At 66.7% G+C, this 12562-nt stretch carries 13 protein-coding genes; 4 read left to right on the top strand and 9 right to left on the bottom strand.

The genetic code is table 11. From position 1 onward, the window contains the following. Nucleotides 1-91: 91 nt before the first annotated feature. The 6 genes from SMD10_RS17105 to SMD10_RS17080 all read right to left on the bottom strand — a co-directional run bounded on the left by SMD10_RS17105 (nucleotide 92) and on the right by SMD10_RS17080 (nucleotide 5425). Complete coding sequence (locus SMD10_RS17105; RefSeq protein WP_331686947.1) at nucleotides 92-1465, bottom strand: glutamate--cysteine ligase; 1374 nt, start codon at nucleotides 1463-1465, stop codon at nucleotides 92-94. Nucleotides 1466-1586: 121 nt separating this feature from the next. Then, entirely contained in the window at nucleotides 1587-2333 is a 747-nt protein-coding gene (locus tag SMD10_RS17100; RefSeq protein ID WP_331686946.1) for a 16S rRNA (uracil(1498)-N(3))-methyltransferase, read from the bottom strand. Nucleotides 2334-2446: 113 nt separating this feature from the next. Then, nucleotides 2447-2647, bottom strand: coding sequence for a hypothetical protein (locus SMD10_RS17095; protein WP_331686945.1), 201 nt, complete (start codon nucleotides 2645-2647; stop codon nucleotides 2447-2449). A gap of 178 nt (nucleotides 2648-2825) precedes the next feature. After that, a complete protein-coding gene (locus tag SMD10_RS17090; RefSeq protein ID WP_331686944.1) occupies nucleotides 2826-3461 on the bottom strand; it encodes a LysE family translocator in 636 nt (211 codons plus the stop codon). Between the two features lie 136 nt (nucleotides 3462-3597). Continuing rightward, nucleotides 3598-4308 carry a L,D-transpeptidase gene (locus tag SMD10_RS17085; protein ID WP_331686943.1) on the bottom strand — a complete coding sequence of 237 codons (711 nt, stop codon included), beginning with the start codon at nucleotides 4306-4308 and terminating at the stop codon, nucleotides 3598-3600. 235 nt (nucleotides 4309-4543) lie between these two features. After that, nucleotides 4544-5425: a L,D-transpeptidase gene (locus SMD10_RS17080; RefSeq protein ID WP_432757264.1), complete on the bottom strand. Its 882-nt coding sequence runs from the start codon at nucleotides 5423-5425 to the stop codon at nucleotides 4544-4546. 203 nt (nucleotides 5426-5628) lie between these two features. Here SMD10_RS17080 and SMD10_RS17075 point away from each other — a divergent pair, with 203 nt between their 5' ends. The 4 genes from SMD10_RS17075 to hisG all read left to right on the top strand — a co-directional run bounded on the left by SMD10_RS17075 (nucleotide 5629) and on the right by hisG (nucleotide 10073). Continuing rightward, nucleotides 5629-6279, top strand: a complete 651-nt coding sequence (locus tag SMD10_RS17075) for a DNA-3-methyladenine glycosylase I (protein ID WP_331686942.1) — start codon at nucleotides 5629-5631, stop codon at nucleotides 6277-6279. A 380-nt stretch (nucleotides 6280-6659) separates the two neighbouring features. Further along, the gene (gene hisS, locus SMD10_RS17070; RefSeq protein ID WP_331686941.1) at nucleotides 6660-8255 is read left to right on the top strand and encodes a histidine--tRNA ligase; all 1596 of its coding nucleotides are present in this window, start codon (nucleotides 6660-6662) and stop codon (nucleotides 8253-8255) included. Nucleotide 8256: 1 nt separating this feature from the next. Next, nucleotides 8257-9387: an ATP phosphoribosyltransferase regulatory subunit gene (locus tag SMD10_RS17065; protein WP_331686940.1), complete on the top strand. Its 1131-nt coding sequence runs from the start codon at nucleotides 8257-8259 to the stop codon at nucleotides 9385-9387. Next, on the top strand, nucleotides 9384-10073 hold the full coding sequence (hisG, locus tag SMD10_RS17060) for an ATP phosphoribosyltransferase (RefSeq protein WP_331686939.1): 690 nt from the start codon (nucleotides 9384-9386) through the stop codon (nucleotides 10071-10073). Before SMD10_RS17065 ends, hisG begins: the two co-directional genes overlap by 4 nt. Nucleotides 10074-10098: 25 nt before the next feature. On the opposite strand, the gene grxB is transcribed toward hisG, so the two are convergent. From grxB to SMD10_RS17045, 3 genes are all read right to left on the bottom strand, one after another. Further along, nucleotides 10099-10746 carry a glutaredoxin 2 gene (gene grxB / locus SMD10_RS17055; protein ID WP_331686938.1) on the bottom strand — a complete coding sequence of 216 codons (648 nt, stop codon included), beginning with the start codon at nucleotides 10744-10746 and terminating at the stop codon, nucleotides 10099-10101. Nucleotides 10747-10990: 244 nt separating this feature from the next. Continuing rightward, complete coding sequence (locus SMD10_RS17050) at nucleotides 10991-11377, bottom strand: DoxX family protein (RefSeq protein WP_331686937.1); 387 nt, start codon at nucleotides 11375-11377, stop codon at nucleotides 10991-10993. A gap of 161 nt (nucleotides 11378-11538) precedes the next feature. Further along, the gene (locus tag SMD10_RS17045) at nucleotides 11539-12531 is read right to left on the bottom strand and encodes an SDR family oxidoreductase (protein WP_331686936.1); all 993 of its coding nucleotides are present in this window, start codon (nucleotides 12529-12531) and stop codon (nucleotides 11539-11541) included. Between the last annotated feature and the right edge of the window lie 31 nt (nucleotides 12532-12562).

Raw genomic sequence — 12562 nt, 5'->3', positions numbered from 1 at the left:
TGACGCGATACATTTCGGGGACTGTGATGTGGAACGAACGCGTAGATTTTTAGAGCCGGAGCAATTCAGAATAGTTGGCCTGTCCAACGCGTCAATAGGCCAGATGCTGGAACAGGCGGGCCATCGAACGGTCCCATTGTTCGTCGTAGAGGCGGACCAGTTCCTCGGCGGACGTCGTGCCCCGGGCCACGACCTCTTCCAGCGGCGCCAGGAAGACGCTTTCGTCGTGGCCTTCTTCATTGCGCCGGTCGCGCGCCAGCAAGCCGCGGCGAGCGAGTTTGACGGTGGCGCGAGCCAACTCGAGCACCGTGCCATCGCGGAAGGGCGCGCGGAAGCCGCTCCGCGGCACTTCGTCGCGCATCGCCGAAACCTCCTCGAAGGTCCAGTCGCGCGTCAGCGCGTCGACCTCGTCCAGGATGGCCTCATCATAGAGGAGCCCGACCCAATAGGCGGGCAGGGCACAGATGCGCCGCCACGGGCCCCCGTCGGCGCCGCGCATCTCGATGAAGCGCTTCAGGCGCACGTCGGGAAACAGCGTCGACAGGTGGTTTTCCCAGTCGCCCATGGTGGGATCGGCATCGGCGATCTCGCCTTTCAGCGCGCCGTCCAGAAACTGCCGGAAGGTGACGTGGGTGGCCTGATGGTATCGGCCGTCGCGCATGACGAAATACATCGGCACGTCGAGCGCCCATTCGACATAGTCGCGATAGCCGAAGTCGGGCTCGAAGACGAAAGGAAGAAGGCCGGACCGGCGGTTGTCGACATCCTTCCACACCTCCGCCCGCCAGGACACCAGCCCGTTGGGCTTGCCTTCGGTGAACGGCGAATGGGCGAACAGCGCCGAGGCGACGGGCTGCAGGCGGCTGCCGATCTGCATCTTGCGCCGCATGTCGGCTTCGTCGGAAAAGTCGAGATTGACCTGGATGGTCGCCGTCCGGTGCATCATGTCGAGGCCACGGGTGCCGACGGTCGGCATGTAGGCGCGCATGATCTCGTAGCGGGATTTCGGCATGCGCGGCGTTTCGTCGAGCGTCCAGGTCGGGCTCGACCCGATCCCGAGGAACTCGATGCCGAGCTTCTTGGCCACCTCGCGAACCTGCCGCAGATGGGCGTTCGACTCGCGGCAGGTCTGGTGCAGCGTCTCCAGCGGAGCGCCGGAGAGCTCGAACTGGCCGCCGGGCTCGATCGAGATGGCACCCTGGCCGCTGTGGCCCGCCAGGCCGATGATGCGGTCCTCGTCCAGGATCTCGTCCCAGCCGTTGAGGTCGCGCATTCCTTCGAGCAACTTGCGGATGCCCCGATCGCCGTCATAGGGCACGGGCGACAGGTCGTCGGGGTAGAAGCCGAACTTCTCGTGCTCGGTGCCGATGCGAAACTGGCTGGCCGGCTTCTCGCCCTGGCGGATGTGGCCGACCAGGTCTTCGATGGAGGTGACAGGCGTCACATCGGTGGTATCGCGCGCCATGCAAATCTTCCTTGAACCCGGATCGCACCTGCCACCGACAGCGGCCGCGAACCCTCTTTGCGACTTTGGCACAGCGCCGCAAGTCTATTTCGCTAAACGGTGTGGTTGCCCTATCGTCAAATCAAGGGGCGATCCAGTCCCCGACGGCAGCCTGGATCACCGCCAGCGCGGCCACGGCAGCCGTGTCGGCCCGCAGAATGCGTGGCCCGAGCGAGATCGTGGTGACGCAGTCGAGGCCCGTGATCAACTCGCGTTCGGCGGAGGAAAAGCCGCCCTCCGGGCCGATCAACAGGGCGAGAGGCGATCGCGCTTCGCGGCGCAGGAGTTCGATCGGGCTCGCGGCATCCTCGCGCTCGTCGCAGAAGACGATTCGTCGCGCCGGGTCCCAGTCGGCGAGAAGCTTGGGCAGGCGCATCATGTCCCGGCAGTCCGGCACGGAGAGGATACCGCACTGCTCGGCCGCCTCGACGGCGTTGGCGCGTATGCGCTCGACATTGATGCGCGGCGCCTGGACATGTTGGGTCAGCACCGGCTGCAGCACGCCCGCGCCCATTTCGACCGCCTTTTGGACCATATAGTCGAGCCGGGCATGCTTCAGCGGGGCGAAGAGATAGACGAGGTCGGAGGGCGGCGTCTGGGCACGAAGCCGGCGCTCGGGGTGCAACTCGGCACCCTTCTTGCCGGCGCGCGCGACGCGGGCCGACCATTCGCCGTCGCGGCCGTTGAACAGGAGCACGCGACCGTTCTCGTCCAGCCTCATCACGTTGAGGAGGTAGTTCGCCTGGGTGGGCGACGCGGCGATCGGCTGCTCGGCGGAAAGATCGCCGTCGACGAAAAGCCGCGGGCTGCGGAAATCATAGTCGGGCATGCCGCAGGTCTTAGTTCGGTGTCTCCCGCTTCGCCAGAGGGGCGGAGAAGTTTGCCGACACGCCCCGCCGGCGCAAAAGCCGCGCGGCGGGGTTCTGGTCCGATGGCGGCCGCTTAGGTCGTGGCGTCGTCGATGCGGCTCGGCGAACTCGGATCGGAGGCCGGGAAGCTTTCGTCGAGCGCCTCGTCCACCTCTTCGTTTTCCGTCATCGGGCGTTCCTGGTTGCCCGGCGTCTTCTTGTCTTCGGTCTGCTCCACGCCCGCTCCGGACTTGTTGGTGTCGGGATCGACGTTGGTTTCGGGAGTTCTGCTCATCGTTTCGTCCTCGGCAGCTTTAGGGCGATCCCGTGTTCAGTTCGAACCGCAGTGCCGCTCTATCTTTGCGATTTTTCGGCGCGATGTGGGTCCGAGAAGTCTGCATCTTTTCGGCATCACGCGTTGGTGTCGGGAAAGGAACGAGAGGGGTGCGCTGGTGTTCCGCGCTTCTCGCCAATCAGGCGCGGCGGGCCAGCGCAGAAGCGAAGCCGGCGCCGATCAGGACGCTGGCGCCCAGGCGGGTGGCCGCGCGCAGCACGCGGGGCCGGGCAATCACCCGCCGGGCGCTCGAAGCCAGCAGCGTATAGGCATAGGCATTGACGACGCCGAGCACGACGAAGACCGCGACCAGCGTCGCGGCCTGCGGCGCGAAGGCATGCGCCGGATCGATGAACTGCGGCAGGAAGGCGATGAAGAAGACGATGCTCTTCGGATTCAGCAGGGTGACGAGAAAGGCGGCGCGGAAGATCCGGCCACCCGTCACCGTCTTTGGCTCTCCGGCGGCAAGGGTCGACGGGTCCGTGATGGGCGAGCGCCACATCCGGACGCCAAGAAAGACGAGATAGGCGGCGCCGATCCATTTCAGGGCGACGAACGCGGTGGCCGAGGTGGCGAGAAGCGTGCCGACGCCGATCAGCGACAGGGTCGCAGCGCAGAGATCGCCGAACCCGACGCCGAGCGCGCTGGCCAGGGCCACCGACCGTCCATGGCTGAGCGCCTGGGAGACGACGAGAACGATGGTCGGTCCGGGGATCGCCAGAAAGATCGCGGTGGCGAGGATGAAGGGAAGGAGAATGTCGAGGCTGACGGGCATGGAGGCGCTCCTGCTGCGAAAGGCCGATCAAGCCACCGGCACCCCGTCCTGTCCAGCCGAATTCGAGCACCGTCGCAGACAAACGAAAGCCCGCCGGGGGGCGGGCTTTCGGGGTTGAGAAAGAGTCTCTAGCGCCTCAACTGCCGAAGAGGGCCTCCAGCAGCCCGTTGGCCGCGCGGGTCTCGCGATAGATCTTGTCGCGGCCGCTGCCATCGGGGCCGATGACGACGACCTTGGTACCCTTGCCGGCCCGGTCGTACAGATCCTCGACATCCTCGTTCATCATGCGGATGCAGCCGGACGACATGTTCTGACCGATCGTCCAGGGCTGGTTGGTGCCGTGGATGCGGTACATGGAGTCGTGTCCGTTGCGGTAGAGATACATGGCGCGGGCGCCCAGCGGGTTGTCGGGGCCGCCCGCCATATAAGCCGGCAGGTTGCGGCCCTTGGCACGCTCGCGCCGCACCATCTCCGGGGGCGGCGTCCAGCCCGGCCACTCCGCCTTGCGGCCGATCTTCATGTCGCCCGACCAGCCGAACCCTTCGCGGCCGACGCCGACGCCGTAGCGCGTGGCCTTGCCGCCGTTTCCGACATGATAGAGGAAGTGGCGCTGGGTATCGACGATGATGGTGCCAGGCTGCTCGCGCGTCTCGATCCCGACGGTCTTGCGCTGGAATTGCCGATCCGGCTCGCGCTGCCGAACGGAGCGCACGCGGGACAGGTCCACCGTCTCCCACCGTGCCGTCGACGGATTATAGCGGCGAACTTCCTCGGCTTGGGCGGATCCCAGGGTCTGGACGCCCAGAAGAGCCGTAACCGCGGCAACCGCAAGCGGCATCTTTCTCATCAATCTTTCCCTCTCGGCTGGATTAAACCCCTTCGCAGGGTCATTTGGGACATGGGTCGGGCTGGCAAGTCGCCCCACCACGTTGGCGGCCGGCTGCGGCATCTCGGCAACAGCGGAATCGGGATCGGCGGCCGGCCGGCCGATCCCATTCCTCTTTCCAGGGCGCGCCGCCTTAAGGTCCTGGATTCGCGCCTCATTCCGCGCGCGGGGCGGCGAGGGCGGATGCGCTCATGGCCTATCGAACGATAACCCGGGTGCCCACGGCAACCTGATCGTAAAGTTCGATGACATCTTCGTTACGCATCCTGATGCAGCCCGAAGATACCGCCTTGCCGATCGACCAGGGCTGGTTGGTGCCGTGAATGCGGTAGAGCGTCGAGCCGAGATAGAGCGCCCGGGCACCGAGCGGATTGTCGGGGCCGCCCTTCATCACCACCGGCAGGATCCGTCCACGCTTCTTCTCGCGGGCGATCATCTGAGCTGGCGGCCGCCAGTCCGGCCACTGCCGCTTGGCGCTGACACTGTGGGTTCCGGCCCATTCGAAGCCCGGCTTGCCGACGCCGACGCCGTAGCGGCGAGCCTGGCCGCCGGCCATCACATGGTAGAGGAACTTCGCTTCCGTATCGATGACGATCGTGCCCGGAGCCTCGCTGGTCTGGTAGTCGACCGTCTGCGGCGCATAGATCGGGTCGAAGCCGGCCGCCTTCTGGACCGTTCGCGGCGTGGTGAGCGCCGCCTGCCGGGCAGGGGCCGGCACGCCCGGGGCGCGGCTGACCGCGGGGGCGCGGGACTGCACGGCCGGCCGTGCGGCCGGCGCCTGGCGCGGCGGGGCGGCGAACAGTGCCGTCGCGCGTGGATCGATGGTGATCGGGAAGCTCGAATCGCCGGCGCTGTAGACGACGCCGTTCCGATCCACCCGATGCTCGACGACCGGCTTGCGGCGATAGCCGGGCACCACGCCGCTGCCGGGCGAAAGCTGCAGCAGCCATTCGCCGGCGATCTCCGGCGAAACCTTGACCGGCGGGCGCGCCCCGTCCTGGGCGGCCGCGGGGCCAGCCATCAATGCGGCGAAGGTCGCCAGAGCGGCGAATTTGAACGGGGTCGGACGCAATGTCATGGCAGGTCCTGCTGACGATCGGGAAATGCCGCGGGCCGTCGGCCGGCGGTCGATGCGCTGATTGGACCTGAAAATCACAAGCGAAAGATGAATCGCTGTGCCCGCATGACGATTGTCCCCCGGAACGAATTGGTATGGTTAATGGATCGTCAAGGACCGGCGGGCGGCTTGCCAGGTCCGGATCGCTGGGCCATCAAGGGACGATGAGCGAGACCGTTTTCGATACAGGCCTGACCGATGCGCCGGACGGGCGAACCCGCTGCCGCTGGCATGGCGGCGATGCCGGCTACCTTGCCTATCACGACATGGAATGGGGCCGGCCGGTGGCCGACGACGACCGCCTGTTCGAGAAGCTCTGCCTGGAGGGCTTTCAGGCCGGGCTGTCCTGGCTGACGATCCTGAGGAAGCGCGAGGCTTTTCGCGAGGTGTTTCTCGGCTTCGCCATCGACCGGGTGGCGGCGATGGACGAGGCGGACATCGAGCGCATCCTTCAGGACGCCCGCATCGTGCGCCATCGCGGCAAGATCGCCTCGACGATCAACAATGCCCGCCGCGCCCAGGCAGTGCGGGCCGAGCACGGTTCCCTGGCCGCGTTCCTATGGTCGTTCGAACCGCCGGCAGAGGAGCGGCCGAAGCATGTCACCACGGAATGGATGCGGGCGAACACGGTGACGCCGGCCTCCACCCGCTTGTCGAAGGCGTTGAAGAAGCGCGGCTTCACCTTCGTCGGACCGACCACGATCCACGCCTTCATGCAGGCCATGGGCCTGGTCGACGACCATCTGGAGGGCTGCATCTGCCGGGCGGACTGCGAGGCCGAACGCGCGGCGTTCAAGCGGCCGGGCTTGATGTGATGAGCTCAGCTCATCATTGCGCTCTATTCTCCGGTTCTTGCGTGATCTTTCCGAAAACTCTGTCCCACTTTTTGGGATCATGATCCGGACCCTCACCCGTCCGCGCGGCGACTGCCGCGCGTCCACCCTCTCCCGCTCGCGGGAGAGGAATGGCGCATAACCTCGGGAACCCAGCAAAGGCGGTGCCGGCGATGCGGCCGTGCCGTCTCCTCCTTCTCCCCGCCGGGGAGAAGGTGCCCGCAGGGCGGATGAGGGGGTGAGGCGCCGGCCTCGCCAACCTTGCCGCTTGCCGGCCGATCGGATAACACCCGCCTGTCTTTTTTATCGTCCATGCGCCCCGCAGGGCGTGTGAACAATCGAACATCGACGGACGTCCCATCATGGCTCCCAAGAAGCCGAACAAGGTCAAGGCACGGGTGCCGCGCGGGTTTATCGACCGCACGGCCGACGATCTGCGCGCGCAGGACCAGATGCTCCATGGAATCCGCGAGGTCTACGAGCGCTACGGCTTCGAGCCCGTCGAGACGCCGATGTTCGAATACACCGACGCGCTCGGCAAGTTCCTGCCCGACAGCGACCGGCCGAACGAGGGCGTGTTCTCGCTGCAGGACGAGGACGAGGCGTGGATGTCGCTGCGCTACGACCTGACGGCACCGCTCGCCCGCTACGTGGCGGAGAACTTCGAGAGCCTGCCCAAGCCCTATCGCAGCTATCGCGCGGGCTATGTCTTCCGCAACGAGAAGCCGGGTCCGGGGCGCTTCCGCCAGTTCATGCAGTTCGACGCCGATATCGTCGGCGCGCCGAACGTCTCGGCCGACGCCGAGATGGCGATGATGATGGCCGACACGATGGAAGCGCTCGGCATCAAGCGCGGCGACTACGTCATCCGGGTGAACAATCGCAAGGTGCTCGACGGCGTGCTGGATGCCGTTGGGTTGAAAGGTCAGCCGGAGCGCCGGCTGACCGTTCTCCGTGCCATCGACAAGCTCGACAAGTTCGGGGTCGACGGCGTGCGATCATTGCTGGGTGATGGCCGCAAGGACGAGAGCGGCGATTTTACAAAGGGCGCTGAGCTAGATCATAAAGCGATAGCTCTCCTTACATCACTACTTGAGATTGCCAGCCAAAGCGAACTTTCTCTCAAAGAGCTATGGGGTTCTGATAAAGTAGAACGTATGCAGCCCGAAGCTTGGGAAAGTGGGCGGGCCAAGTTAGTGTTTGCCTCTATAGAGAATGTTCTTCGATTTTCGCCGGAGGAGACGGGCGGTCTTGCTGAATTAACTCAAATCTGGGATTCGATTGTTTCCGCCGGCTACGACGATGGCCGCGTGAAGATCGACCCCTCCGTCGTACGCGGCCTCGAATACTACACCGGCCCGGTCTTCGAAGCCGAGCTTCTGTTCGAGGTGCCGAACGAGAAGGGGCAGCCGGTACGCTTCGGCTCGGTCGGCGGCGGTGGGCGCTATGACGGGCTGGTCGCGCGCTTCATGAGCCAGCCGGTGCCGGCGACAGGCTTTTCTATCGGCGTGTCGCGCCTGATGACGGCGCTGAAGAACCTCGGCCGCCTCGGCACGGAGACACGCCCCGGTCCGGTTGTCGTCACCGTCATGGATCGCGATCGCCTCGCCGACTATCAGGCGATGGCGGCGAAGCTGCGCGCCGCGCTGAACGGCCCCGGAAAGCCAATCGTCCCGGTCGAGATGTTCCAGGGCAATCCGAAGCAGTTCGGCAAGCAGCTGCAATATGCCGACCGCCGCAACAGCCCATGCGTGATCATCCAGGGCGCCGACGAAAAGGCGGCCGGCAAGGTGCAGGTCAAGGACCTCGTGCTCGGCAAGGAGCTGTCGGCCGAGATCGCCGACAACGCCGAATGGCGCGAGGCGCGGGCCGGCCAGGAGCTGGTGGACGAGGCCGACATGGTCGCCGCCGTGCGTGCCATCCTCGACCGGCAGGCGGCGAGCCGCGCCCAGGGCTGAGATGGACGTGCTGGAGATCTCGCCCTTCGACGATGCGCTGCGCGGGCTGTTCACGGCGCGTGGGGCGGCGCTCGTCACCATGCCGATCCTGCAGCCGGCCGATCCCTATCTGGATACGGCGGGCGAGAGCCTGCGGCGGCGCATCTTCCTGACGCGCGGCGAGGGCGGCGAGAACCTCTGCCTGCGGCCCGACTTCACCATTCCCGTCTGTTTCGCCCACATCGCCCAGGGGCACACGCTGCCGCGCCGCTATTTCTATCGCGGCCTGGTGTTCCGCCAGCAGCGGCACGGCGCCGAAGAGTTTCTGCAGGCGGGCATCGAGGATCTGGGCGAGACCAACCTGGCGACCGCCGATGCCCGCGCCATGGCCGACGCGCTGGCGGCGCTCGACGTCTGCGGCATCAAGGGCGATCTCGACGTCATCCTCGGCGACCAGGGGCTGTTCGAGGCCTTTCTGGCCGCGCTCGGCCTGCCCGACGGCTGGCAGCGCCGGCTGATCCGCACCTTCGGCGAGGACGGCCTGCTGGCCAAGGCGATGGAATCCCTGGCGCGCGAGAAGGACGATCCTCTGGCGGGCCTCGATCCGGCGCTTCATGCGCTTGCCCAGCGCGGCGACGCCGGGGCTCTGACGATGGAAATCCGCACCCGCATGGAGGCGGCGGGTCTGCCCGCACGGGCCGGCCGCACGCCCGGCGAGATCGCGGCGCGCCTGATCGAGAAGGTGTCGGTTGCCGAAACGCGGCTCGATCCGGATTCGCTCGCCGCGCTGCGGGCGTTTTTGGCCATCGACTGCCCGCTGGATCAGGCCGGCGACCGGCTGCGGACGCTCGCCGCCGCCCGCGGGCTCGATCTCGGCCATGCGCTGGTGTTCTTCGAGGCGCGCAACCTGGCGCTCAGAGCCGCGAACGTCGATCTCGCCGCGATCCGCTACCGCGCCGCCTTCGGCCGCCCGCTCGACTACTATACCGGCCTGGTCTTCGAGGCGCGGGCGGCGGGCTCGACGGAGGCGCTGGTGGGCGGCGGGCGCTACGACCGGCTGCTCGACTATCTGGGCGCGCGCGAGGCGATCCCCGCCGTCGGCTTTTCCATGTGGCTCGACCGGATGGCGGCCGCCGAGGGAGGCGGACGATGAGCCTGACGCTGGCGCTGCCGTCCAAGGGACGGCTCAAGGACAAGGCTATCGAGCGGCTCGGCGCTGCCGGCATCAAGGTGACGTCGCATGAGGACGCACGCAGCTACCGCGCCGGCGTCGAGGGCGTCGAGGGCCTGGAAGTCCTGCTGCTCTCGGCGTCCGAGATCGCGCGCGAACTGCGCGACGGCGCGATCGACTTCGGCGTCACCGGCGAGGATCTGGTGCGCGAGACGATCGCCGAACCGGACGCCGCCGTGGAGATCGTGGCGCGCCTCGGCTTCGGCCAGGCCGACGTCATCGTGGCGGTGCCCGAGGCCTGGGTCGACGTGGACACCATGGCCGACCTCGACGACGTCGCCGCCGGCTTTCGCCAGAAGCACCGCCGTCGGCTGCGCATCGCGACGAAATACTGGCGGCTGACGCAGTCGTTCTTCTCGCGCCGGCATGGCATCCAGAGCTATCGCATCGTGGAAAGCCTCGGCGCCACCGAAGGCGCGCCGGCGGCCGGCTCGGCCGACATCATCGTCGACATCACCACCACCGGCTCGACGCTCGTCGCCAACCGGCTGAAAATCCTGTCGGACGGCCTGATCCTGAAATCGGAAGCCTGCCTGGTGATGAGCCGGCGCGCCCGCGACGAGGCGGATCAGCGCCTGGCCCGGGAGATCGCCGCCCGGTTCGATTGACCAGCGGTCTTCGAGGCGACCGGGATTACTGCGCGGCGGCCGCCGCCCGCAAGTCGTCGACCAAGGGCACGCCGGCGCGCTCGGCCATGCGGGCGCGATAGGCCGTGGCCTTGGGCGGAAGCGTCAGGCCGGCAACGATCGACAGCCCCCGAAGCAGTGGGAAGAGCAGGATATCGTCGATCGAGGGGTGCTCGGCATCGGGCAGGATGGCCTCCAGCTCGTTGAGGCCCGGCCGAAGCCGCGCGATCAGATCGTCGGTCTGGGCCAGAAGCTCGTCGAACCGGCCGAACTGCGCCTCCTTCTTTCGCGTGAAATAGGCGCGGGCCTCGGCCGTCCGGAACTCGGGAAAGACGGCGTCGGGCGTGCGCGGGATGACGAGACCGTTCATCACCGATCCCCATCGGGAAATCCAGTCGGTGATGGCGGTAGACGGCTCGCCTGCGAAGATCCGTTCGCCCGACAGGCTGTCCAGCTTGTGCACGATGTCGAGGCTCTCGCCCATGAAACCGTCGTCGTCCTCGAGGATCGGCAGCATCTTCTGGCCGATCATCGAGATGGGCGTTTCCTCGTCGTCATTGAGCTGGAAATGCAGTTCGAACGGGATGGCCTTCAGTCCGAAGGGCATGCGGGCGCGCACGCAGAACGGGCAATGATCGTAGACATAGAGTTTCATGTGGTCCTTCCTCGGTCCCGGGCATCGGCCGATCGCCGGCGCCCTCCGGCCCGCTCCGGCGACATCGCTTTCCGGGGCCGTCTTGGCCGACCCAGCCCTTGAAGCGCCCGATCCCGTCATAGACCTTAGCCGCACCGGCCGGAACGACGAAAGCGCCCGCCTTTTCAGGCAGGGCGCTTTCTGGGACGGCCGGCCCGCAGAGGCGCCCACTCCGGCGCCAGCGCAGGCTTCGGAGAGGTGGAGGTCAGGCGAGGCTGCGCTGGGCCGCTCCGGTCCGCGTGTCGACCGCAAAGGCGCCCGGACCGCTGGCCGCCAGCGCCAGGAAGCCGCCGGCCAATGCGATGTTCTTCATCAACGAGGTCGAATCGCCGAGATGGGCGAGCAGGCCCGTCGCCACACAGAAGAGGGCGAGCACGATGGCGACGATGCGGGTCTGGAAGCCCACCAGGATGGCGATGCCGCCCAGGAACTCGAATAGGCCGACGACATAGGCCATCAGCAGCGGCGCCGGAAAGCCGAGATTGGCGAGGTAGCCGGAGAATCCGGCGGCGCCCATCAGCTTGCCGAAGCCCGAGACGATGAACAGGACGGACAGAAGAAGCCGGCCGAGCGGGAGGAGATTGGCGGACATGCGCGCGCTCCGTTGAAGACGATCGGAGGCGAAGCTAGCCGATCCTGGCGCATACGATAGCCCGCAAGCCGGCAACTCTTCGTTCGCAAATATTGAACACCTACCTTAGAATGTTCACAATTTCACAATTGGGTGACACCCATCCCGCGCGGCCCTGTCCGTTACGAGCGATGGCGGCCGCCGGCCAACGCATATCCCACCAGCGCGGCAGCTCCGCCGGCCAGCGCGATGACGCCGCCGCGAAACAGTCCGCTGCCGACGCGAGTGACGCGCGCCACCTGGTCGCTGGAAAATCGCCCCTCTGCCGCATAGTCGCCGATCACGGGCTCGAACAGGTTGCCGTCATGGGACCCGAGCTGTTTGCGGTCGCTCAACTGTCCCTGCCAGGCCTTGATGCCGACCGGCCGGTCGAGCAGGTTCGGCGCGACCGTCTGGGCGGCCACCAGCTCCATGGTCGAACGGCCGATGAAGACCTCTTCGGTATCGCCCAGCGCCGCGTCGTAGATCGCCTGGGCCACGGCCTCCGGCGAATAGATCGGCGGCGGCGCGTCAGGCCGGACCGGCAGCTTGGAGCGGCACCAGGAGAATTGCGGCGTGTTGACCGTCGGCAATTGCATCATCGCCAGATCGACCGGCACGCCGTCGTGATAGAGCTCAGAGCGTAGCGCCGAGACGAAGCCATGAACCGCGTGCTTGGCCGCGCAATAGGCCGATTGCAGGGGGATCGAACGGTAGGCGAGCGCCGAGCCGATGAAGACGATCTTGCCGTTGCGGGCGGCGCGCATGTGCTTCAGTGCGGCTCGCGCGCCATTGACCTGACCGAGATAGACCACGGCGTTCACGCGCTCGAATTCCTCCGCCGTCATCTGGTCGAAGGGCGAATAGACCGTGGTCATCGCGTTGTTGATCCAAAGGTCGATGGCGCCCCAACTTTTCACGACGTCTTCGGCCGCCGCTTCCAGGGCAGCGGCATCGGTGACGTCGGCCGAGAAGGTCATGGCCTCGGCGCCGAAGCCACGGATCTCGCTGGCGGTCTTGTCGAGACGGCCCTGCTCGCGGGCGATGACCGCGACGTTCCAGCCTTCACGGGCATAAAGGCGCGACAAGGCTCGGCCAACTCCGGCCGAGCCTCCGGTGATGACCACTGTCGGCATGGTTAGCCCTCCTTATGATGAAGTCGGGGAG

It is taken from the genome of Consotaella aegiceratis, from assembly GCF_036541425.1.
Lineage (GTDB): Bacteria > Pseudomonadota > Alphaproteobacteria > Rhizobiales > Rhizobiaceae > Consotaella > Consotaella aegiceratis.
The sequence above is the reverse complement of the archived record's forward strand: the minus strand, read 5'-3'. Positions and strand labels throughout refer to the sequence as shown.